General features: G+C 66.3%; 16 protein-coding genes. 7 read left to right on the plus strand and 9 right to left on the minus strand.

The genetic code is table 11. The annotated features are described in order from the left end of the window. The first annotated feature begins 39 nt into the window (after window positions 1-39). The 5 genes from mnmG (at window position 40) to pepN (ending at window position 6,918) form a co-directional block, all read left to right on the plus strand. Window positions 40-1,890, plus strand: coding sequence for a tRNA uridine-5-carboxymethylaminomethyl(34) synthesis enzyme MnmG (mnmG, locus tag BRX37_RS09645; protein ID WP_125986575.1), 1,851 nt, complete (start codon window positions 40-42; stop codon window positions 1,888-1,890). Continuing rightward, complete coding sequence (gene rsmG, locus BRX37_RS09650; RefSeq protein ID WP_125986577.1) at window positions 1,887-2,528, plus strand: 16S rRNA (guanine(527)-N(7))-methyltransferase RsmG; 642 nt, start codon at window positions 1,887-1,889, stop codon at window positions 2,526-2,528. The genes mnmG and rsmG overlap by 4 nt, the downstream gene beginning before the upstream one ends. Continuing rightward, window positions 2,525-3,307 (plus strand): ParA family protein, encoded by a 783-nt coding sequence (locus tag BRX37_RS09655; protein ID WP_004209162.1) that lies wholly within the window; start codon window positions 2,525-2,527, stop codon window positions 3,305-3,307. Before rsmG ends, BRX37_RS09655 begins: the two co-directional genes overlap by 4 nt. After that, window positions 3,304-4,233: a ParB/RepB/Spo0J family partition protein gene (locus BRX37_RS09660; RefSeq protein ID WP_125986579.1), complete on the plus strand. Its 930-nt coding sequence runs from the start codon at window positions 3,304-3,306 to the stop codon at window positions 4,231-4,233. The genes BRX37_RS09655 and BRX37_RS09660 overlap by 4 nt, the downstream gene beginning before the upstream one ends. Before the next feature lie 81 nt (window positions 4,234-4,314). Continuing rightward, window positions 4,315-6,918, plus strand: a complete 2,604-nt coding sequence (gene pepN / locus BRX37_RS09665; RefSeq protein WP_125986581.1) for an aminopeptidase N — start codon at window positions 4,315-4,317, stop codon at window positions 6,916-6,918. Between the two features lie 42 nt (window positions 6,919-6,960). Here pepN and BRX37_RS09670 read toward each other — a convergent pair whose 3' ends face one another. From BRX37_RS09670 to BRX37_RS09685, 4 genes are read right to left on the minus strand one after another with little or no spacing between them, the layout of a single operon-like run. After that, on the minus strand, window positions 6,961-7,575 hold the full coding sequence (locus BRX37_RS09670) for an ABC-type transport auxiliary lipoprotein family protein (RefSeq protein WP_010335754.1): 615 nt from the start codon (window positions 7,573-7,575) through the stop codon (window positions 6,961-6,963). Between the two features lie 11 nt (window positions 7,576-7,586). Then, window positions 7,587-8,549, minus strand: coding sequence for an MlaD family protein (locus BRX37_RS09675; RefSeq protein WP_125986583.1), 963 nt, complete (start codon window positions 8,547-8,549; stop codon window positions 7,587-7,589). A gap of 3 nt (window positions 8,550-8,552) precedes the next feature. Further along, window positions 8,553-9,428 carry an ABC transporter ATP-binding protein gene (locus BRX37_RS09680; RefSeq protein ID WP_004209157.1) on the minus strand — a complete coding sequence of 292 codons (876 nt, stop codon included), beginning with the start codon at window positions 9,426-9,428 and terminating at the stop codon, window positions 8,553-8,555. Continuing rightward, window positions 9,428-10,540 carry an MlaE family ABC transporter permease gene (locus BRX37_RS09685; RefSeq protein ID WP_125986585.1) on the minus strand — a complete coding sequence of 371 codons (1,113 nt, stop codon included), beginning with the start codon at window positions 10,538-10,540 and terminating at the stop codon, window positions 9,428-9,430. Before BRX37_RS09685 ends, BRX37_RS09680 begins: the two co-directional genes overlap by 1 nt. Before the next feature lie 98 nt (window positions 10,541-10,638). Here BRX37_RS09685 and BRX37_RS09690 point away from each other — a divergent pair, with 98 nt between their 5' ends. Continuing rightward, window positions 10,639-11,313, plus strand: a complete 675-nt coding sequence (locus BRX37_RS09690) for an HAD family hydrolase (protein ID WP_164522441.1) — start codon at window positions 10,639-10,641, stop codon at window positions 11,311-11,313. 4 nt (window positions 11,314-11,317) lie between these two features. On the opposite strand, the gene BRX37_RS09695 is transcribed toward BRX37_RS09690, so the two are convergent. The 4 genes from BRX37_RS09695 to BRX37_RS09710 all read right to left on the minus strand — a co-directional run bounded on the left by BRX37_RS09695 (window position 11,318) and on the right by BRX37_RS09710 (window position 18,071). After that, window positions 11,318-13,171 (minus strand): AsmA family protein, encoded by a 1,854-nt coding sequence (locus tag BRX37_RS09695; RefSeq protein ID WP_125986587.1) that lies wholly within the window; start codon window positions 13,169-13,171, stop codon window positions 11,318-11,320. A gap of 67 nt (window positions 13,172-13,238) precedes the next feature. Further along, window positions 13,239-14,171, minus strand: coding sequence for a 2-hydroxyacid dehydrogenase (locus BRX37_RS09700; protein WP_125986589.1), 933 nt, complete (start codon window positions 14,169-14,171; stop codon window positions 13,239-13,241). After that, on the minus strand, window positions 14,171-15,511 hold the full coding sequence (locus BRX37_RS09705; protein WP_206434142.1) for a cystathionine gamma-synthase family protein: 1,341 nt from the start codon (window positions 15,509-15,511) through the stop codon (window positions 14,171-14,173). Before BRX37_RS09705 ends, BRX37_RS09700 begins: the two co-directional genes overlap by 1 nt. A gap of 202 nt (window positions 15,512-15,713) precedes the next feature. Next, on the minus strand, window positions 15,714-18,071 hold the full coding sequence (locus BRX37_RS09710) for an arylsulfatase (protein WP_125986593.1): 2,358 nt from the start codon (window positions 18,069-18,071) through the stop codon (window positions 15,714-15,716). A gap of 163 nt (window positions 18,072-18,234) precedes the next feature. Between BRX37_RS09710 and BRX37_RS09715 the strand changes: the two genes are divergently transcribed. Next, on the plus strand, window positions 18,235-20,646 hold the full coding sequence (locus BRX37_RS09715; RefSeq protein ID WP_125986595.1) for a ligase-associated DNA damage response DEXH box helicase: 2,412 nt from the start codon (window positions 18,235-18,237) through the stop codon (window positions 20,644-20,646). 103 nt (window positions 20,647-20,749) lie between these two features. On the opposite strand, the gene BRX37_RS09720 is transcribed toward BRX37_RS09715, so the two are convergent. Further along, complete coding sequence (locus tag BRX37_RS09720) at window positions 20,750-21,493, minus strand: DJ-1/PfpI family protein (RefSeq protein ID WP_099233903.1); 744 nt, start codon at window positions 21,491-21,493, stop codon at window positions 20,750-20,752. Window positions 21,494-21,545: the final 52 nt, after the last annotated feature.

A 21,545-nucleotide genomic window follows, 5' to 3' on the forward strand; every position in this document is an offset into this window, starting at 1 on the left:
CTTTTGACCGCAGGCCCCTGAATCTGATATGGGGCCGCCATGCGAACAAGCTATGATGTGATCGTGGTTGGTGGCGGCCATGCCGGCTGCGAGGCGGCCGCTGCGGCAGCGCGCAAAGGGGCGGCGGTGGCGCTGCTGACTTTCGAACGGGCGACCGTGGGCGCCATGTCCTGCAACCCGGCGATCGGCGGTCTGGGCAAGGGTCATCTGGTCCGTGAGGTCGACGCGTTGGACGGCTTGATCGGCCGCGCCGCTGATGCCGGGGCGATCCATTATCGCATGCTCAACAGCAGCAAGGGGGCTGCGGTGCAGGGGCCGCGCGTGCAGGCGGACCGCAAGCGCTACAAGGCGGCAATCCACCAGATGCTTGATGTCCAGGCGGGGTTGGAGATCGTCGAGGGCGAGGCGGTAGGCCTGATCGTCCGCGAGGGCGCGGTGGCGGGTCTGGCGCTGGCCGATGGCCGGACGCTGGCAGCGCCCTCGGTCGTGCTGGCGACCGGCACCTTCCTGGGCGGCAAGCTGTTCCGCGGTGAGGATGTGGATGTCGGCGGCCGCACTGGCGAGCGGGCGGCAACCGCGCTGGGCGTGCAGTTGCGCGAGATGGGCCTGCCGATCGGCCGGCTGAAGACCGGCACGCCGCCGCGCATTGACGGCCGCACCATCGACTGGGCGGTGCTGGAGGAGCAGGCGTCGGACGGCGAAGGCTGGACCATGTCGCCGCTGTCCGATCATCGGCCGCTGCCGCAACTGGCCTGTGCCATCACCCGCACCAATGAACGGACCCATGCGATCATCCGCGAAGGGCTGGGGCGATCGCCCCTGTTCAGTGGCGCGATCGAGGGGCGGGGGCCGCGCTATTGCCCGTCGATCGAGGACAAGGTGATCCGCTTCGGCGATCGCGACGGCCATCAGATCTTCCTGGAGCCCGAAGGGCTGGACGATGCGCTGATCTATCCCAATGGCATCAGCACCTCGCTGCCGGCTGATGTGCAGTTGGCCATGATACGGTCGATGCGCGGACTGGAGCAGGCGGAGATTGTCGTGCCGGGCTATGCGGTCGAATATGACCATATCGATCCGCGCGCGCTGGATGCCAGCCTGGAAGTGCGGGCATTGCCCGGCCTCTTCTGTGCGGGACAGATCAATGGCACGACCGGCTATGAGGAGGCGGCGGCCCAGGGGCTGGTTGCCGGCACCAATGCCGCGGCGCGGGCACGAAGCGAGGCGCCGATGATCCTCGACCGGGCCAGTTCCTATATCGGCGTGATGATCGACGACCTGGTGTTGCAGGGCGTGACCGAACCCTATCGCATGCTGACCGCGCGCGCCGAATATCGACTGCGACTCCGTGCCGACAATGCCGAGACGCGGCTGGGGGATATCGGCCTGGCCCATGGCATCATTGGTCCGGATCGGGCGGCGCGCTTCGCCGCACGGGCCAGTGCGCGCGCTACGATCGAGGCGGAACTGGCCCGGCCCTATACCGCGACCGAGATGGCGCGGGCAGGGGCGAGTGTACGGCAGGATGGCGCGCGGCGCAGCCTGTTCGAATGGGCACGCTTTCCCGAGGTGCAAGCCGATCTGCTGGTGACGCTGGCGCCGAGCCTGGCAGCGGGGCCAGCGGACCTGCGCGCCGAGATTTTGGAGGACGCGCATTATGCGCCCTATCTCGAACGACAGGATGCGGAGATTGCCGCCCTGCGTCGGGACGAGCGCGTGGCCATCCCGGCGGACTTCGACTTTGCCAGCGTCGGCGGCCTGTCGAGCGAGATGATCGAGCGGCTCGACGGGGCACGACCCGACACGTTGGCTGCTGCGGGCCGTATCCGCGGCATCACCCCGGCGGCGCTCGCCGCCATCCTTGTCCATGTGCGGCGGAAGGCAGCATGACCGAAGACGAAGCGCGGGCCTGGCTCGACGCCCATTTTGATGTTCCACGTGAAACATGGGATCGGCTGGAGCGCTATGTGTCGCTTTTGCTGTCCGCGATGGACGAGCAGAATCTGATCGCCGAATCGACCCGGCCCCATGTCTGGGCACGGCATATCGTCGACTCGGCCCAGCTGCTGCTGCACGCCAAGGATGCGGGGGAGGGGCCTTGGATGGACCTGGGCTCGGGCGCAGGCCTGCCCGGCATCGTCGTCGCCAGCATGTCCGACCGGCCGCTGATCATGGTCGAATCGCGCCGCAAGCGGATCGACTTCCTCAATGATGTTATCGCGGAGCTGGGACTGACCAACGCCTCCGTCTTTGGCGGTCGGGTCGAGGTCGCGACGGCGACCAAGTCGGCCGTTATCAGCGCCCGCGCCTATGCGCCGCTGCCCAAATTGCTCCAGTCGGCCCAACATCTGTCCGATGAAAAGACGATTTGGGTGCTGCCCAAGGGACGAAATGCGCAGAATGAACTGGAGACAGCGCGTCCGGCATGGCAAGGTGCGTTTCATGTGGAACGCAGCGTGACCGACGCCGACAGCGCCATCATCGTCGCGCGATCCGTCAAACCTGTCAAAAAGAAGGGTCGAGGATGATTTGTATCGCCATCGCCAATCAGAAGGGCGGAGTCGGCAAGACCACCACGGCTATCAATCTGGCGACCGGCCTGGCCGCGACGGGGCTGCGCGTGCTGCTGGTCGATCTCGATCCGCAGGGCAATGCCTCGACCGGGCTGGGCGTCAATCATGCCGATCGCGAACGGTCGAGCTATGACCTGCTGGTCGGCAATTGCGAACTGGACGAGGCGGTCGTCACCACCCGCGTGCCCAAGCTGGACCTGATCCCGGCGACCCAGGATCTGTCCGGGGCGGAGATCGAGCTGATTGACTATGAGCAGCGCACCCACCGGCTGGAACGGGTGCTGGCCGAGGCGCCCGCCGGGCGCTGGGACATCTGCCTGATCGACTGTCCGCCCTCGCTTGGCCTGTTGACGGTCAATGCGATGGTTGCCGCGCAATCGCTGCTCGTGCCGTTGCAGTGCGAATTCTTTGCGCTGGAGGGGCTGTCGCAGCTTTTGCAGACGGTCGAGCGTATCCGCAGCCGGTTCAACACCGGCCTGTCGATCCTGGGCGTGGCGCTGACCATGTATGATCGTCGCAACCGGCTGACCGATCAAGTCGCCGACGATGTGCGCGCCGTGCTGGGCGACCTCGTCTTCACCACCGTCATTCCGCGCAATGTGCGCCTGTCCGAGGCGCCGAGCCATGGCGTGCCGGCGCTCATCTATGATTTCCGCTGTTCGGGGTCGGAAGCCTATATGCGTCTGGCGCGCGAACTGATCGCGCGTCTTCCCCGACAGGAGGTAGCGGCTTGAGCGACGAGATTGGGGAAAAGCAGAAGCCGGTAAAGCGGCCGCACGGTCTGGGCCGCGGCCTGTCGGCGCTGCTGGGCGATGTCAGCCGGGAAGAGCCGGTGGCGGCGAGCGCCAACAGCGCTGCGCCGTCGAGCAAGGCGGTGCAGAATATCGAGGTCGCGCTGATCCAGCCGCACCCCGAACAGCCGCGTCGTCATTTCGACCAGGACGCGCTGCAGGAGCTGGCCGACAGCATCGCCAAGCGCGGCGTGATCCAGCCGATCATCGTCCGTCCCCATGGCGGCGGTTTCCAGATCGTCGCGGGCGAGCGGCGCTGGCGCGCGGCGCAGAAGGCGCAGTTGCATCGCATCCCGGCGATCGTGCGCGATTTCGACGAGCAGGAAACGCTGGAAATCGCGCTGGTCGAGAATATCCAGCGCGAGGATCTCAACCCGATCGAAGAAGCCGAGGCCTATCGCAAGCTGATCGGCGAATTCCATCATAGCCAGGAAGCGCTGGGCCGCATCGTCGGCAAGTCGCGCAGCCATATCGCCAATCTGATGCGCCTGCTCGACCTGCCCGATCCGGTGCAGCAGGCGGTGTCGCACGGGCGGATCAGTATGGGCCATGCCCGCGCGCTGATCGGCGTGCCGGGCTGCGAATCGATGGCGCTGATGGTCGAGCAGAAGGGGCTTTCGGTCCGCGAGACCGAGCAGCTGGTGCGCAAGACCAAGAAGGGCGAGGATGCCGAGTCCAAGTCGCGCGGCGCAACTCCCGGCGGCAAGGATGCCGATATCGCGGCACTGGAGCAGCATCTGGCCGATATATTGGGCCTGAAGGTCGAGATTGCCGACAGCGGTGACGGGCCAGGCACATTGTCGCTGCGCTATTCGACGCTCGACCAGCTCGACATGCTGTGCCAGCGCCTGTCGGGCGAGCGGATCTAAAAAAGCCGCGTCGGTTCGGTTCTGGATGAGGGGGCGTGCAAAGCGCTTCCCCCTCACAGAATCAGGCACTAGGCTGGTGCCATGGCCGATATCCAATCCACCCAAGCCGCCGCTCCCGCCATCATCCGCCGCGCCGATTATCGCGTGCCCGACTGGCTGATCCCCGACATCGCCCTCGACTTCGACCTGGATGCCGCGCGGACGCGGGTCTGGTCCGACATGTCGGTGGCGCGCAATGGCGACCATGACCGGCCGCTGCGGCTCGACGGTGACGGGCTGGTGCCGCTGGCGGTGAAGGTCGACGGCCGCACCCTCAACGAAACGGAATGGACGCTGGAGGCCGGCGCGCTGGTCGTCCCCCTCGGCGGTGCGACGCACAAGGTGGAGGTGCTGGTCGAGCTGGCGCCGGAGAGCAACAGCAAGCTGATGGGCCTTTATGCCAGCGGCGGCCTGCTCTGCACCCAGTGCGAGGCGGAGGGCTTCCGCCGCATCACCTTCTTCCCCGACCGGCCGGATATCCTGTCGCGCTACAGCGTGAAGCTGACCGCGGACAAGGCGCGCTACCCGATCCTGCTCGCCAATGGCGATCCGGTCGAGCAGGGCGATCTGGAGGACGGCCGCCACTGGGCGCTGTGGAATGATCCTTTCCCCAAGCCCTGTTATCTGTTCGCGCTGGTGGCCGGCGACCTCGCCTGTAACGCCGACCGTTTCGTGACGATGAGCGGGCGCGAAGTGGAGCTGGGCATCTGGGTGCGCGAGGCCGACCTGCCGCGCACCGACCATGCGATGCAGGCGCTCAAGAACAGCATGGCCTGGGACGAGCGCGTCTATGGCCGCGAATATGATCTGGACGTGTTCAACATCGTCGCGGTCGCCGATTTCAATTTCGGCGCGATGGAGAACAAAGGGCTCAACATCTTCAATTCGCGCTACATATTGGCCGATCCGGAGACCGCGACCGACATCGACTATGATGGTGTCGAGGGCGTGGTAGCGCATGAATATTTCCACAACTGGTCGGGCAATCGGGTCACCTGTCGCGACTGGTTCCAGCTGTCGCTGAAGGAAGGCTTCACCGTCTTTCGCGACCAGAATTTTTCGGCCGACATGGGCAGCCATGCGGTCAAGCGGATCGAGGATGTGCGCATTCTGCGCGCGGCCCAGTTCCAGGAGGATTCAGGCCCGCTGGCGCATCCGGTGCGGCCCGAATCCTATATGGAAATCAGCAACTTCTACACCGCGACCATCTATAACAAGGGCGCCGAGCTGATCCGCATGATGGCGCTGATGCTGGGCGCGGAGCGGTTCCGCGCCGGCACCGACCTCTATTTCGACCGGCATGATGGCGAGGCGGCGACCTGCGAGGATTTCGTCCGCGCGATGGAGGAGGGCGGCGAGATCGACCTTGGCCAGTTCCGCCGCTGGTATGAGCAGGCGGGCACGCCCCATGTCCGCGCGCTGCTGAGCCATGATCCGGTCAGCCGCACCGCCGAGCTGCTACTGGAACAGAGCGTGCCGCCGACGCCGGGCCAGCCCGACAAGCGGCCGATGGCGATCCCGCTGCGCGTCGCGCTCTATGATCCGGCGACCGGCAGCCATCATGGCGACCAGTTGCTGATGCTGACGGAGGCGCAGCAGCGTTTCACGTTCGACAATTTCGCCAGCCTGCCGATCCTGTCGATCAACCGCGGCTTTTCCGCGCCGGTGATCGTCGAGACAAATCGTAGCCAGGCGGATCTCGCCTTCCTGTCGGCGCATGATGACGATCCCTTCGCCCGTTATGAGGCGATGCAGCAGTTGATGGTCAATGTGCTGGTCGGCCAGGTGGCGGGCCAGAGCGTCGACGTGGCCGCAGTGGTCGACGCGGTGCGCAACACCATCACCGATCCGCTGCTCGATCCGGCTTTCGTCGCGGAGGCGGTGCGCCTGCCGAGCGAAGCCTATCTGGGCGACCAGATGAAGCAGGTGGACCCGGACGCGATCCATGCCGCCCGCGATGCCCTCCAGACGCGCCTGGGCGCCGATCTGGAGCCGCTGTGGCGCGATATTCATGCCAGGACCAAGGCGAACGGCTTTGCGGTCTCTCCGGCCGCCAAGGGCGCGCGCAAGCTGCGCAATGTCGCGCTGCTCTATCTGGTCGCCTCGGGCGCGGAGGACGGGCCGGCGATCGCCTATGCCCAGTATAGCGAGGCCGACAACATGACGGAGCGCCAGTCGGCGCTGGCAACGCTGGCAAGCGGCACCAGCCCGGAACGGGAGGCGGCGCTCGACATTTTCTATAATCGCTACAGCGACGATGCGCTGACCCTGGACAAATGGTTCCAGACCCAGGCCTTCGCCTTCCATCCCGATACGGTGGAACTGGTTGCGCAGCTGGGCCAGCACAAGGCGTTCACGCTCAATAACCCGAACCGGGTGCGATCGCTCTATGGCGCCTTTGCCGGCAACCAGTGGGCCTTCCACCACAAGTCGGGCAAGGGCTATCGGCTGGTCGCCGACTGCATCATCGCGCTGGACAAGCTCAATCCGCAGACCGCCGCCCGGCTGGTGCCGCCGCTCGGCCGCTGGAAGCGCTTCGATGAAGGCCGCGCCGCACTGATGCGGGCGGAACTGCAGCGCATCCTGAATGAGCCCGGCCTGTCCAAGGACGTGACCGAGCAGGCGAGCAAGAGCCTGGAGGGATAAGGGAAAGGCGGCGGCCGGGGCGTTCAAACCTCGGCCGGCCGATCAGTCCTTTTGCGCCGCGACCCAGGCGGCCACGTCGGTCGCCACCTTGTTGGCGGCGCTGTTAAGCGGCGCGCCGACGCTGCCGGCGTCGATCTTGCCGCCGACCGGCGCGCTGGCGGTGAAGCGCTGGCGCGCGATGGCGACGCCGGCTGGAGTCATCAGCGCCGCGTCGAAGGTGACGACCGCATTATTGCTGGCCTGGTCGATGGTGAAGCTGATCAGCTCGCCGCTCAGGCGCTGGCCGCCGTCGCCGGAAAACTGGCCGGGATCGAGCACGATCCGGTCGGTGGTGGCCGACACGGTTTCGGCCAGCAGCCGCCGGAACAGATGGCGGGGCGTTTCGGCCCACTGCACCTTGGTGACATAGGCGACCGAGGTCGGCGTCACCTGCACCGGCACGCGCACCGTGTCGATGACGCGCGCAGCTTCGGGATCGACGATGATCAGGCTGCGGCCGCCGCCGGCATTGCTCTGCGCGCCGGTCGGCACCTTGTGCGCGGCGTCGAGCGTCAGCAGTTGTTGCGGCGGCTTGCTGCCGATCGAGACGCAGCCGGACAGGGCGATTGCAGCGGCCAGCGCCAGCGATGCGCCACCCAGTTTCTTGTGGACCATCATCCGGCTCCCTTTCATGGCTTATAGTCGGGCAGCTGGGGCGATCCGACGATCGAGCCCGCGCCCTGCTGGTCGAGTTTTTCGGCAACGCCGCGGAAGGCGCGCGACATTTCACGCAGGTCGCGAACCAGGCGGTTCACTTCCGGCATGGTCTGGTTGCTGAAGGCATGCACGCCGGGCTGGGCCTCGGCGATGGTCTTGTCGAGCGTGTCGATGCTGCGGCTGGCGGAAGCGACGCTCTTGCGCAGGTCGGCCATCAGCGGGCGGCCTTCGTCATTGATCAGGCCATTGGTGGTCGCGGCCAGCTCGCCAATCTGCTGCGCGGCGACGCCGGTGCGCTGCACCGCGATGCGCGCTTCGGCCAGGGTAGCGGCGATTTCCGGGCTGCGATCGGCCAGCGATCCGGTCACGCGGTCGAGATTGGCGAGGATGCCGGCGATCGACTGCTGATTCTTGTCATTGAGCAGCTCGGTGAGCTTCTCGGTCAGGGTCGACAGGCGCTCCAGCAGCTGCGGCGCATTATTGAGCAGTTCGCCCAGCGCCCCCGGCTTGGTCGGGATCACCGGCACGCCGTCGGGGCAGGCGGACTGGCTGTTGTCGGCGGGGCAGACGATCGGCGGCGCGCCCTTGACCGCGCCGTCCAGCACGATCTCGCTGACGCCGGTGAAGCCGACGCCAGCGATGGTCGCGGTCGTGCCCTGCAGCACCGGGGTGCCGTCCTTCACCGAAATGCGGACCTTCACGAAGCTGGGATCACGCTTCCACAGTTCGATCTTCTCGACCTGGCCGGAGGGAACGCCGGAATAATTGACGCCCGATCCCTTGGCGAGGCCGTTCACCGACTGCTTGAAGAAGATGTCATATTCCTTGTTGTCGCCCTGCGACAGGCGCGAGAACCAGAAGGCCGCCGCCATGATGGCGGCCAGCAGCAGCAGCGTGACCGCGCCGACCAGCACATGATTGGACCGGGTTTCCATATCCTATTGCCTTCCGTCCGCTTGTTTTTCGGCAGCGGCCTTGCCGCGTTCGCGCGTGACCGCCGCGGTTGCGGCGCGGCCACGCGGACCGTTGAAATATTCCTGGATCCAGGGGTGATCGAGCGCCAGCAATTCGTCGATCGTCCCGACCGCGATCACCTTCTTGTCGGCCAGCACCGCAACACGGTCGCAGATCGAATAGAGGGTGTCGAGATCATGGGTGATGAGGAAGACGGTGAGGCCCAGCGTCTCCTGCAACTTGCGCGTCTGGTCGTCGAACGCGGCCGCGCCGATCGGGTCGAGGCCGGCGGTCGGCTCGTCGAGGAACAAGAGGTCCGGGTCCAGCGCCAGGGCGCGGGCCAGGCCGGCGCGCTTCTTCATGCCGCCCGACAGTTCGGCCGGATATTTGGGGCCGGCCTCGGCCGGCAGGCCGGTCATGCGGATCTTGTAGGCGGCGATCTCGTCGCGCAGCACCGGGCCGATATTGGGATAATATTCGCGGATCGGCACTTCGACATTCTCGGCCACGGTCAGGGTCGAGAAGAGCGCGCCGCCCTGGAACAGCACGCCCCAGCGCTTGCGGATCGCCAGTGCCTCGTCATCGTCCAGGCGGCCGACCATGTCTTCGCCAAAGACATGGACTTCGCCCTCGTCGGGCACCTGAAGGCCGATGATCGACCGCATCAGCACCGACTTGCCGGTGCCCGATCCGCCGACCACGCCCAATATCTCGCCCTTGCGCACGTCGAGGTCGAGATTTTCGTGGACGGTCTGGTCGCCGAAGCTGTTTTTCAGGCCGCGCACCGAAATGGCGATGTCGTCGGACGCGACCGCGCGTTCGATCCGCTCTTCCTTGGCCTGGCGTTCATCGGTGGTCATCAGTTCCAGCCCACCCAGGTGAAGAAGACGGCGAAGAAGGCGTCGAGCACGATCACCAGGAAGATCGCCTGGACCACGGCCGCCGTGGTGCGCAGGCCGACTTCCTCGGCATTGGCCTTGACCTGCATGCCCTGGAAACAGCCGCTGATGCCGATGATGAGGCCGAAGACGGGCGCCTTGATCAGGCCCACCCACAGATCGTGGATCGGCACCACTTCGCGGAGGCGCTGGACGAAGGTGATCGGCGGGATGTCGAGCGACACGGCGCACAGGAAGCCGCCGCCGATGATCGCGATGATCGAGGAATAGAAGCCGAGCAGCGGCATCATCACCACCACCGCCAGGGTGCGGGGCAGCACCAGCGCCTCCATCGGCGACACGCCGATGGTGCGCATCGCGTCGACCTCCTCGGTCAGCTTCATCGTGCCGAGCTGGGCCGCGAAGGCCGAGCCGGAGCGACCCGCCACCATGATCGCGGTCATCAGCACGCCCAGTTCGCGGAAGGTGAGGCGACCGACCAGGTTGATGGTCAGCATCTCCATGCCGAACTGGCGCAACTGGACCGCGCCCTGCTGGGCAATGACGATGCCGATCAGGAAGCTCATCAGGCCGATGATGCCCAGCGCCGAGACGCCGACCACTTCGAACCGCTGGACCACGGCGTTGATGCGGAAGCGGCTGGGGTGACGGATCAGGCCCCAGACCGTGACCAGCACGCCGCCGAAGAAGCCGAGCAGGCCGACCAGCGTATTGACGGAATTGATCACCGCCTCGCCGATCTGGCCCAATACCCGGTTGATGGGGGAGACATAGGTCGGGCGGATATCCACCGGTTCGTCGATCTTGCCGACCGCGCCGATCAGTCGCTTGCAGTCCGTGCTGCCGCCGGACACTTCCGTCTCCAGCCGCTTGGCGGTGCGATGGATGGTCCAGGCGCCGATCGTGTCCATATGGTCGATATCGGCGACGTCGATGCAGGCGATGGGGCCGGAAATGGCGTCCAACCGGTTCGGCATGTCGTGCAAACAGGCGATCGACCAGGTGCCGGACAGGCGTATGACCTTGCCGCCGTCGTCGCGGCTTTCCTCAACGAGATCAGCGGCTTTGTTCATGTGGAGGGATTAGTGGTCCATTATCGGTTGCGCGGCAAGCCGAAACGGCCCATCCGCCAGACAGAACGACGGGCAGGGATAAAAGTTTCGGACACGGCATGACATACAGGTTGGCGATTTACGACATGGACCGCACGGTGACCTTTTCGGGCACCTATACCGGCTTTCTCATCCATGTGGCCGCCCATATGGCGCCTTGGCGATTGATCTTCCTGCCGCTCATTCCCTTCGTCATGCTGGCCTATGTGGTGAAGCTGATCAGCCGCCAGACGCTGAAGGAAACCAACCAGTGGCTGATGATCGGCGGCCGCGCCGACCGGGCGAAGCTGCAGCCGCATATCGAAAGCTATGCCGACAAGGTGATGGCGAAGAATGTCCGCGCCGGCGCGCTGGAGCAGATCGCGCAGGATCGCGCGGCGGGTTATCGGCTGGTGCTCGCCACCGCCTCCTATCGCCTCTATGTCGAGGCGATCGCACGGCGGCTGGGCTTCGACACGGTGATCGCGACCGACCATGTCGGGCAGGATCTGCCCTATGTCCGTGCCAAGATTTCCGGCGAGAATTGCTATGACACCGGCAAGCTGCGGATGATCAAGGCGTGGATGGCGGCCGAGGCGATCGACCGCAGCCAGGCGCATATCCGCGCCTATTCCGACCATGTGTCGGACGCGCCGATGCTGGAATTTGCTGACGAGGCCTTCGCGTCCAACCCGCACCCGCCGCTCGCCAAGATGGCGGCCGAGCGCGGCTGGACGCGGGTGGACTGGAGCTAAGGGATCAGCGCATCGCGGTGCGGGCGAGCGCGTCGCAATCGGCGTCGCCCACGGTCGGCTGCTTCTCGCCGCCGATCGCATCGCCGATCATCCTGATTATGCCCTTGGCCGAACGGGCGTCCTTGGGCAGCTGAATATCGGGCGTCTTGATCGTGCCGGCGACCGGCACGCTGCCCTTCAGCCGCAACAGGCTGTCCTGCTTGGGCACGCCGCTCAGCGCCAGCGCCAGCCGCTCGTCCGACAGGCGTATCGTGCCCGTGGCATGGGTCTGGGCGCGGGATGTGTCGATCAGCACCGGACCCGGCCGGGCGATACCGTCCCGCACATCCAGCCGGGTGATGATGCAGCGCAGGACGGCTTCCTTCCGCTTCGACAGGGTCAGGCCGCGGCCGACATCCTGCCCCATCAGCGCGGCGGTGCGGTCCGGGATGCGGCCGTCGCGGGCGACCAGCGCGATCGTGCCGGTCGACGTGCCCAGTGCCTGACGGATGGTTCTGCCGCGTCCCTTGATCGCGACCCGTCCGATCAGAGCGCCGTCGATCCGGGCGTCGGGGAAGAAATCGAGCAGCCGTGCGTTACGCATCGCCATGGCGATGTCGAGCAGGGGCCCGCCGTCGCGCTGGTCGATGCCGATCCGGCCGGACAGTGTGCCGCGTGTGAGGCCCAGCGTCAGCGGCTCGACCGACAGCCGGCTGCGCTCCAGGCTGATCGTGCCAGTGAGCGAGCGGAACGGGCTGGGGCCGGGCCACAGCAATTGCCGCACCTTGAGGTCCAACTTGCCGTCGGTGCGATCGACGGTGGAGAGGTCGATCGCCGTATCGGGGATCAGGCGCGGTCCGAGCTGTGCGCGTTTGGCCGCCGCCTTCGCCTTGCCGGCATTGCTCGACAGATCGTCGAAATCGAAGCGGTCGGCGCTGAGCGCGCCGTCGATCCGGGTGCGGCCGTCACGCTTGCGGATGGTGGCATGGCCGGCAATGTCGGACCAGCCGATCGTGCCTTTCAGCCCCTCGACGATCCAGTCCGGCCGCTCGCGTGTCACCCGCGCGGTCAGCCTGACCGGCTGGGTGCCGGGCAGGCCGGCCTCGATGATGGCGTCGAGCAGGGCAAGGTCGGCGCCATGGGCGGTCGCTTCGCCGCGCAGATGGCCGATGTCGAGCGGGCCATCCATCGTGCCCTTGAGGGTGAAGCCGACCGCGTCGCCGCTGATCGCCGCGTCGAACGGCCAGCGCTGGCCCGGCCGGCTGTCGAGGATCGGGCCGCCGGTCGCGGTGACGATCACGGGATGGCCACGCACATTGCCGCTGCCCGACAGGCGCAGGCCGCGCGGATCGACGGTCAGCGCGGCATCGACCGATCGCCCGCGCTTGTCATCGCGATAGGCGATGCGGCTGTCGGTAACGATCAGGCTGTGCAGCGCCGGGCGGCCGCCGCGCCTGTCGCTGCCCTTGCTGCGCTCGCCGCTCCAATTTTCGCGGCCCTGCGCGTCGCGATAGAAATGGAGCCGGGCGCGCCGCGCTTCCAGCCGCTCCAGCACCGGCCCGCCGGTCAGCAGGCCCCAGACGGAAAAACCGGCGCGGATCTCGCCGATCCGGGCCAGGTCGGGCAGGGTTGGCTTCACCCAGCCGGGTTGCGGCACGCGCAGGTCGCGCAGGGTGACGATAGGGTGGAAGGACAGGCTATCCGCCCGCGCCATCGCGCCGATCGTCACCGGCTTGCCGATACGGTCGGACAGGCGGCGCTCGATCGGCCCCTTCATCCAGCCCCAGGGAAAGGCGGCGAGGACCAGCAGCAGGATCGCACAGAGCAGGATCAGGCTTACCAGCCCGCGCACCGCCCATCGTTTTGCCCCGCTGGCCATCCCTGTCGCTCTCCCGTCCGGCCCGATCGGCCGTGTCGGCGCTCAACGCGCGGCGTTGCGGCTTGGTTCAGAGCACGCGATTGGGCAGCGGTTCTTCCGCCACGAAGGCGCGGATATTGGCGAGCAGCATCTGCGCCATCTGGGCCACCGCCGCGTCGGTCGCGCCGCCGGTATGGGGGGTCAGGATGCAATGGGGGACATCGGCCCAGCGCGCCGGATCGGTCGGTTCCTGCGCATAGACGTCGAGCGCCGCGCCGCCCAGCCGCCCGGCGCGCAAGGCATCAATCAGCGCATCCTCGTCCACCAATTGCCCGCGCGCGACATTGACGAGCAGGCCATTCGGGCCGAGCGCATCGAGGATAGCGGCGGAGATCATGCCGCGATTGTCGTCGGTCGCGCGCGCGGCGACGACCAATATGTCGCTCTCTGCCGCCAGCGCTTCCAAACTCTCGCTGCGCGGCCAGGCAAGGCCGGGCTTGTCGCGCGGCCCCCACCACCGGGTCGTCATGCGCAGCACATCGGCGCGCGCCGCGATGGCGATGCCGATGCTGCCCATGCCGACGATGCCCAGCCGGGCGCCGGCGACCGATCGGGTGATGGTCTTGCCGCCGGGCAGCCATTCGCCCGCGCGCAAGGCCCGGTCGCCGCTGACGATCTGCCGCCGATGGGCGAGGATGAGGCCGATCGCATGGTCGGCGACATCCTCCGCATTGGCGTCGCCCGCATGGCTGACGGCGATGCCGTTCGCCCGCGCCCAGTCGAGGTCCACCCCGTCATAGCCGACGGTGAAGCAGGCAATCAGCCGCAGCCGCGTCATCGCCGCCAGCATGGCGGGATCGAGCCGGAACTCGCCGGCTGTCACCACTATCTCCGCCTCGGCAAGGCGGGCGCGCCCGGCCTCCTCCCATAGCCCCATGACGTCATATTGCATCGCCAGGATCGGCAGCAGCGGCGCCAGATGGGGCTGGGCGATCAGGATGACCGGGCGCAGGCGCTCCATTATCCTATCGCCTTCAGCGCCTGGGCGAAGTCGGCGATCAGATCGTCGGCATCCTCGCAGCCGATCGAGATGCGCACCATATTGTCGCCGATCGCCAGCGCCTTCTTGCGCTCGGCCGGCACCGACAAATGGGTCATCGCGGCGGGATGGCTGGCCAGCGTCTCGGTGCCACCCAGACTCACCGCCAGCTTGGCGATCTTGAGCGCGTCAAGGAAGGCGAAGGCCTCCGCCTCGCCACCCTTCAGATAGAGCGAGAAGGTGGAGCCGGCGCCGGTGCAGTGGCGGCGATAAATGTCGGCCTGCCGCTCGGTCTCGGGGAAGCCGAGATAGACGACCTTCTCCACCTGCGGCTGGTCCTTCAGCCAGGTGCAGACCTTCTCCGCATTCTCGCCGGCGCGGCTCATCCGCAATTCCAGCGTCTCCAGCGACCGCAACAGCATCCAGGCGCTGTGCGGGTCGAGGATCGTACCGATCGTGTTGCGCATCAGGCGAATGCTGTTGATCAGCGCATTGGAGCCGAGCACGCCGCCGGCGACCAGATCGCTATGCCCGCCGGCATATTTGGTAAGGCTGTAGATCACGAGGTCGGCGCCATGGTTGATCGGTCGGTGCCACAGCGGCCCCAGGAAGGTATTGTCGATCGCGATCGGCGGAACATGATCCTCGCCCGCAAACAGCGCATCGCGGCGCGCGACCACCGCCTCCAGATCGACCAGCACATTGGTCGGATTGGCCGGGCTTTCCAGATAGAGCATGGCGACCCGGCCCAGCCCCTTGGCCTTCTCGATCACCGCGCCAATCTCTTCCTCGGTCGCGCCGGCGGGGAAATCGAGCCACTGCACCCCGAAGCGGCCGAGGATGCGGCCGATCAGCGATTCGGTCGCGGCATAGAGCGGGGCGCTATGAACGATGACGTCACCCGGCTGCACCAGCGCGAGCAGGGTGGTGGCGATCGCCGACATGCCGCTGGAAAAGAGCAGGGCATCCTCCGCTTCCTCCCACACCGACAGCCGATCCTCGGCGATTTCCTGATTGGGGCCGTTGAAGCGCGAATAGACGAGGCCCTCGGCGCCGCCGGGGCGGATGCCGGTCACCCCCTCGAAATGGCGCTTGCCCGCGGCCGCGCTCTCGAAGGCGAAGGTGGAGGTCAGGAAGATCGGGGGCTTCAATGATCCTTCCGACAGGGTCGGGTCATAGCCATGGCCCATCATCAGGGTCGCGGGCTTCAGCTTGCGGCCGTCAATCTCCAGGATCGGCGCCTTGGGACGGCGGCGATTATGGGTCGGCTCGACGCCGGTCAGGTCGGCTTCGGTGACGGGGGGCGGGGTTTCGCCGGTCATGTCATTCTCCTGCATCTGGCGGCCTCTGCTGTGCCGCTCATGGATGGCGGGAGTGTAACGCAGGATCGGGGCTGGGGGCCAGCGGAGAGTGATATAATCTTTCTTGTCGGGGTATGATTGTTTCGAACGAGATCGACGGAATCTCGGTCCGTCAAGGCACCGGCGCACGGGGCCGCATGTCCCCGTGCGCGGGCATCGCCCCTTATTGCTTGGCGTATTTCGCCTTCAGCGACAGATCATGGTCATGGTGGGATTCGCCATTGAGGTCGATCCGGACCATTTCGATCGCGCCGGTGAAGGTGCCGCCGGTCGGGCCATAATCTTCCACCACCGGTTCGCCATTGTCGTGGCCGATGTCCATGAAGTCGTCGAAGGAGAAGATGGCCGGCACGGTTTTTTCGATATGCCCCGAGCCGATCGCCTTGCCGTTCGCGGTGAAGGTCACCGTGCCGCCCTTGCCGGCGCCGCCGCCATCATAGGCGAAGTCGAGCAGCAGGTCGTGGCTGCCCTTGCCCAGCGGTTCGTCCGCGCGCACGATGAAGGTTTCCAGCCCCACCCAGTTATGGGCATAGGCGAGCACGCCGTCCTTCATGTAGAAGCTCCAGCCGCCAAACTTGCCGCCCTGGGCGATGATCGCGCCATTGGCCGGCTCCGCGCCCAGCTCCACCTTCGCGGTGACGGTGAAATTGGTGTTCTTGACGTTCGGGACCGTATTCTCGTTCATCCGGGTCATCCCCGGCAGGAAGGTCATGGAGGTGCGGCCGTTGAGCAGGTCGGGCCGGCCGGCGACGCGGGCGTCGAAGCGTTCGCGCTGGCGCGGGTCGAGCGGCAGGACATTATATTTGGCCGCCTCGATCAGGAAGCGGTCCTGCAACTTGCGCAGCATGTCGGGATTCTGGTCCGCGATATTATGGGCCTGGGTCCAGTCGTCCGGGCCATAAAGTTCCCAGGTATCATCCTCGATCTCGCCCACCGTCTCGCGCTTGTCGGGCCAGGGCAGGCGATGCATCGTCATGGCGGTCCAGCCGTCATGATAGATGCCGCGGTTGCAGCCGATCTCGAAATATTGGGTCGTGTGCCGGTCATCCGCCTCGGCCTCGTCGAACAGATAGGCCATGCTGACGCCTTCCAGCGGTTTTTGCTGGATGCCGTTGACGAAATCGGGTTCGGGCACCCCGGCCAGTTCGAGGATGGTCGGCGCGACGTCGATCAGATGGTGGAACTGGTGGCGCAATTCGCCCTTGGCCTTGATCTTCTCGGGCCAGCGCATCGTCATGCCGACGCGGGTGCCGCCCCAGTGGGATGCGACGATCTTGCTCCACTGATAGGGGGCGTTCATCGCATGGGCCCAGCCCGAGGGCATATGGTTGAAGGAATTGGGCCCGCCAATCTCGTCGAGCCGCGGCAGGATGTCCGCCGTCGTCATGCCGATGCTGTTCTGATAGGCCAGTTCGTTGAAGGTGCCATAGGGGCCGGCCTCGGCCGAGGCGCCATTGTCGCCCAGGATATAGATGACCAGCGTGTCTTCCAGCACGCCTCGTGCCTCCAGCGTGTCGAGCAGGCGGCCGACATGATGGTCGGTATGGGTGGCGAAGGCAGCATAGGTTTCGGCCAGGCGGCAGGAAACCTTGCGATCATCGTCGGTCAGTTCGTCCCATTCGGGCAGCCATTCGGTCGGCGCGGTCAGTTCCGCATCCTTGGGGATGACGCCCAGTTCCTTCTGCTTTGCGAAGGTGATCTCCCGCTGCTTGTTATAGCCATGGTCGAACTTGCCCTTATACTTGTCGACCCACTCCTTGGGCACATGGTGCGGCGCGTGGGTGGCGCCGAAGGAGAGATAGGCGAACCAGGGCTTGTCCGGGGTGAAGGTCTGGAGCGATCCGGTCCAGTTGAGCACTTGATCGACCAGATCCTCGGTCAGGTGATAGCCCTCCTCGATGGTCTTGGGCGGCTCGATCGGCGTCACGCCATCGACCAGTGGCGGGGCATATTGATTGGTGTCGCCGCCCAGGAAGCCATAGAATTTCTCGAACCCGTCGCCGATCGGCCAATGGTCGAACGGGCCGGACGGGCTGGTTTCCCAGGTCGGCGTCTGGTGCATCTTGCCAAAGGCGCCGGTGCTGTAGCCATTATATTTGAGGATCTGGGCGACGGTCGCGCAGGTGTCCGGGCGCAGGCCGGTATTGCCCGGCATGGCGGTGGCAACCTCGGTAACACCACCCATGTTCACCGTATGATGATTGCGCCCGCACAGCAGCGCCTGGCGCGAGGGCGAGCAGAGGGCGGTGGTGTGGAAACGGGTGAAGCGTATCCCTTCCTTCCCGACTCGTTCGGCCGTCGGCATGAGGCAGGGGCCGCCAAAGGCGCTGCTGGCGCCAAAGCCCATATCGTCGATCAGCACGATCAGCACATTGGGGGCGCCGGCCGGCGGGCGCAGAAACTCCTTGGCCGGCGGGCTCTGCGCTTCCTTGGCGTTCATCGGCGTGTCGTGCGGCGGCACGCGCTCGGGGATCGGCAGGACATAGCGATTGAGTTCGGGCGGGCTCTTGCGGGTCGACATGCTGCTATCCTCGTTCGCGATGGACGTGATGGAGCGAAGCCTAGTCGGGGCGGCCATATTGGCTATTGGGGTTTCCCCCGATGCCCGATGCCTGATGTCCGGTGCGCGGGGTGAACGCATGCACCACTTTCCCCCATCCGCCACAGCCCCTACATCTCCCCCAATGCCGCCGGTTCTTCCCTCCATCCTCACCGACTGGTTCGCATCGCGCGGCTGGCGGGTGCGGCGGCATCAGAGTGACATGCTCATGGCGGCGCAGCGGGGGGAACATGCGCTGCTGGTCGCGCCGACCGGGGCGGGCAAGACGCTGGCGGGCTTCCTGCCGACGCTCGCCGACCTGATCGCCAATCCTGCCGACGGGCTGCATACCCTTTATGTCTCGCCCTTGAAGGCGCTGGCGGTCGATGTGCGGCGCAACCTGCTGACGCCGATCGAGGAGATGGGGCTACCCATCCGGGTGGAAACGCGCACCGGCGACACCCCGTCCGACCGCAAGGCGCGGCAGCGGGTGCGGCCGCCGCACATCTTGCTGACCACGCCCGAATCCCTGTCGCTGCTGCTGAGCTATCCCGACGGTGCGCTGCTGTTCGAGCATCTGCGCACCGTCATCGTCGATGAGGTCCATGCCTTTGCCACGCAGAAGCGCGGCGACCTGCTCAACCTGTCGATGGCGCGGTTGCAGGCGATCAACCCGGACCTGCGCCGGGTGGCGCTGTCCGCGACGGTGGCCGATGTCGATGCCTATCGCGCCTGGCTGGCGCCTGATGGCGATATCGATGCGGTGACGCCGGTGCTGGGGGAGGCGGGGGCGGAGCCCGACGTCACTATCCTGATCCCGGAGGGGCGGGTGCCCTGGTCGGGCCATTCGGGCAAATATGCCGCCAGCCAGGTGATGGCGGAGATCGCGGTGCGGCAGACGACCCTGGTCTTCTGCAACACGCGCGGCCTGGCCGAGCTGATCTTCCAGGAATTATGGTCGGTCAATGACGCGAACCTGCCGATCGCCATCCATCATGGCAGCCTGTCGATCGAGGCGCGGCGCAAGGTCGAATCGGCGATGGCGGCGGGCAAGCTGCGCGCGCTGGTGGCGACCGCTTCGCTGGACCTCGGTGTCGACTGGGGCAATGTCGACTGCGTGATCCAGATGGGCGCGCCCAAGGGCAGCTCGCGCCTGCTCCAGCGCATTGGCCGCGCCAATCACCGGCTCGACATGGCGTCGGAGGCGATCCTGATCCCCGGCAATCGCTTCGAATATCTGGAGGCGCGGGCGGCATTGGACGCGGTCGAGGCGGGGGAACGGGACGCCGATGATTTCCGCCCCGGCGCGCTCGACGTGCTGGCCCAGCATGTGATGGCGATCGCCTGTGCCGGGCCGTTCCGCGAGGAGGAATTGCTGGCGGAGGTCCGCTCCGCCACCCCCTATAGCGCGCTGACCGACGAGGGCTTTGCCCATGTGCTGCATTTCATCGAGGGGGGCGGCTATGCGCTGCGCGCCTATGACCGGTTCAAGCGGCTGGTGCGCGAATCCGATGGTACATGGCGGGTGTCGCACCCGAAGTTCATCCAGCAGCACCGGATGAATGCCGGCATCATCGTCGATCAGCCCGCGCCGGCGGTGCGCTTCGCCAATGGGCGCAAGCTCGGAACGGTGGAGGAGGGCTTTGCCGCCACCTTGCGGCCGGGCGACAGCTTCTTCTTCTCCGGCATGGCGCTGGAAGTGGTGCGGATGGACACCAGCGACCTGGTGGTCCGCGCGACGAGCAAGAGCGCGCGCATCCCCAGCTGGGGCGGCACCCGCATGGCGATGTCGACGCGGCTGGCTGACCGGGTGCGCCATTTCCTGGTCGAACCCGACGCCTGGCACCGTTTCCCCGACGATGTGCGCGAATGGCTGGAGGTGCAGCGCGCCCGCTCCGCCCTGCCGCAGCCGGGGCAATTGCTGGTCGAAACTTTCCCGCATGAGGGGCGCCATTATATGGTCTGCTACAGTTTCGAGGGCTGGAACGCGCACCAGTCGCTCGGCATGTTGCTGACCCGGCGGATGGAGAGCCAAGGGCTGATGCCGCTGGGCTTCGTGTCGAACGATTATGCGCTGGCGGTCTATGGCCTCAAGCCCATGACCGATCCGCAGAGCCTGTTTTCCGCCGATATCCTGGACCATGAATTTGTCGACTGGGTCGAGCAGTCGAGCCTATTGAAGCGCGCGTTCCGCGATGTCGCCGTGATCTCCGGCCTGATCGAGCGCCAGCATCCCGGCAAGCGCAAGACCGGGCGGCAGGTCACCTTCTCCACCGACCTCATCTATGATGTGCTGCGCAAATATCAGCCCGACCATCTGCTGCTGAAAGCCGCCTGGGCCGATGCGCGGGCACGGATGACCGATGTCGGGCGGCTGGGCGACCTGATCGACCGGGCGGCATCGACCATGCTGCATGTGCCGCTCGACCGGGTCAGCCCGCTCGCGGTGCCGCTCCTGATCCTGATCGGCCGCGAACAGGTGGCGCAGCGCGATGCCGAGGACGCGCTGCTGATCGAGGCCGAGGCGCTGGTGGCGGAGGCCATGCGCGCGGATTGAGGGGGGGCGACCGTCCCAACACCGTTCGCCCTGAGCGAAGTCGAAGGGCTCACCCGACCGAAGGGAGGGCACTTCGCTCCGCCCGAACGGAATGGAAGATGGCTTACCCCGGCAACCCGTTCAGCTTGGCAAAGGGATCGTCGCTCGCATCTTCCTGCCAGCGATACTCCGTGCGGTTGGCGACCCAGCGGGCCATCTCCTTGCCATAGAGCTTGGCGATCAGGCCCAGCGCCATGTCCGTTCCCGCCGAAATGCCGGAGGAGGAGATATATTTGCCATCCTCCACCCAGCGCGCATGGGGAATCCAGGCGACCTTGGCCCCCTGCGCCGTCGCCCAGGCCCAGGCCATCTTGTTGCTGGTCGCCTTCACCCCGTCGATCAGCCCGGTCTTCGCCAGCAGCCCCGATCCGGTGCAGATGGTCGCCACCTGCGGCGTATCCTGTGCCAGCGTGCGGACGGCGGCGAGGAAGTCGGGATTATTGACCTCCCGCCGGGTGCCAAGGCCGCCGGGGATCATCACGATGTCGAGTTTGGGGGCATCGGCAAAGCCATGATCGGCGATCGTCTGCGGCCCGGCGCCGCTGCGCACCGGCCCGGCCTTGTCGGCGATCATGACAATCTCGACCCGGTCCTTCAGCATGCCGAACATTTCCAGCGGGCCGAACACGTCGAGCAGTTCGAACCCGTCGAACAACACCATGCCGAGCTTCTTCTTCGGCCCGCTTGGCGGCACGGGCGGCTGGACGGAAAGTTGCGCGGATACAGTCGTGCCGGTCGCGGCGAGCGCGATTCCGGCGGTCAGGAGAAAGTTGCGCCGCGCAACATCGGCTTTGGGCTGGTCGCTCATCGTCACATGCTCCCTGTTTGCCGGGTTAGACGAGCGATGGCGGCGATCCCGC

The sequence above is a fragment of the Sphingomonas sp. S-NIH.Pt3_0716 genome (assembly GCF_003950715.1).
Taxonomy (GTDB): Bacteria; Pseudomonadota; Alphaproteobacteria; order Sphingomonadales; family Sphingomonadaceae; genus Sphingobium; species Sphingobium yanoikuyae_A.

Coding starts and splice junctions, on each gene's coding strand:
- mnmG (WP_125986575.1), top strand. CDS start 40: ATGCGAACAAGCTATGATGTGATCGTGGTTGGTGGCGGCCATGCCGGC.
- rsmG (WP_125986577.1), top strand. CDS start 1,887: ATGACCGAAGACGAAGCGCGGGCCTGGCTCGACGCCCATTTTGATGTT.
- BRX37_RS09655 (WP_004209162.1), top strand. CDS start 2,525: ATGATTTGTATCGCCATCGCCAATCAGAAGGGCGGAGTCGGCAAGACC.
- pepN (WP_125986581.1), top strand. CDS start 4,315: ATGGCCGATATCCAATCCACCCAAGCCGCCGCTCCCGCCATCATCCGC.
- BRX37_RS09670 (WP_010335754.1), bottom strand. CDS start 7,575: ATGATGGTCCACAAGAAACTGGGTGGCGCATCGCTGGCGCTGGCCGCT.
- BRX37_RS09675 (WP_125986583.1), bottom strand. CDS start 8,549: ATGGAAACCCGGTCCAATCATGTGCTGGTCGGCGCGGTCACGCTGCTG.
- BRX37_RS09680 (WP_004209157.1), bottom strand. CDS start 9,428: ATGACCACCGATGAACGCCAGGCCAAGGAAGAGCGGATCGAACGCGCG.
- BRX37_RS09685 (WP_125986585.1), bottom strand. CDS start 10,540: ATGAACAAAGCCGCTGATCTCGTTGAGGAAAGCCGCGACGACGGCGGC.
- BRX37_RS09690 (WP_164522441.1), top strand. CDS start 10,639: ATGACATACAGGTTGGCGATTTACGACATGGACCGCACGGTGACCTTT.
- BRX37_RS09695 (WP_125986587.1), bottom strand. CDS start 13,171: ATGGCCAGCGGGGCAAAACGATGGGCGGTGCGCGGGCTGGTAAGCCTG.
- BRX37_RS09700 (WP_125986589.1), bottom strand. CDS start 14,171: ATGGAGCGCCTGCGCCCGGTCATCCTGATCGCCCAGCCCCATCTGGCG.
- BRX37_RS09705 (WP_206434142.1), bottom strand. CDS start 15,511: ATGACCGGCGAAACCCCGCCCCCCGTCACCGAAGCCGACCTGACCGGC.
- BRX37_RS09710 (WP_125986593.1), bottom strand. CDS start 18,071: ATGTCGACCCGCAAGAGCCCGCCCGAACTCAATCGCTATGTCCTGCCG.
- BRX37_RS09715 (WP_125986595.1), top strand. CDS start 18,235: ATGCCGCCGGTTCTTCCCTCCATCCTCACCGACTGGTTCGCATCGCGC.
- BRX37_RS09720 (WP_099233903.1), bottom strand. CDS start 21,493: ATGAGCGACCAGCCCAAAGCCGATGTTGCGCGGCGCAACTTTCTCCTG.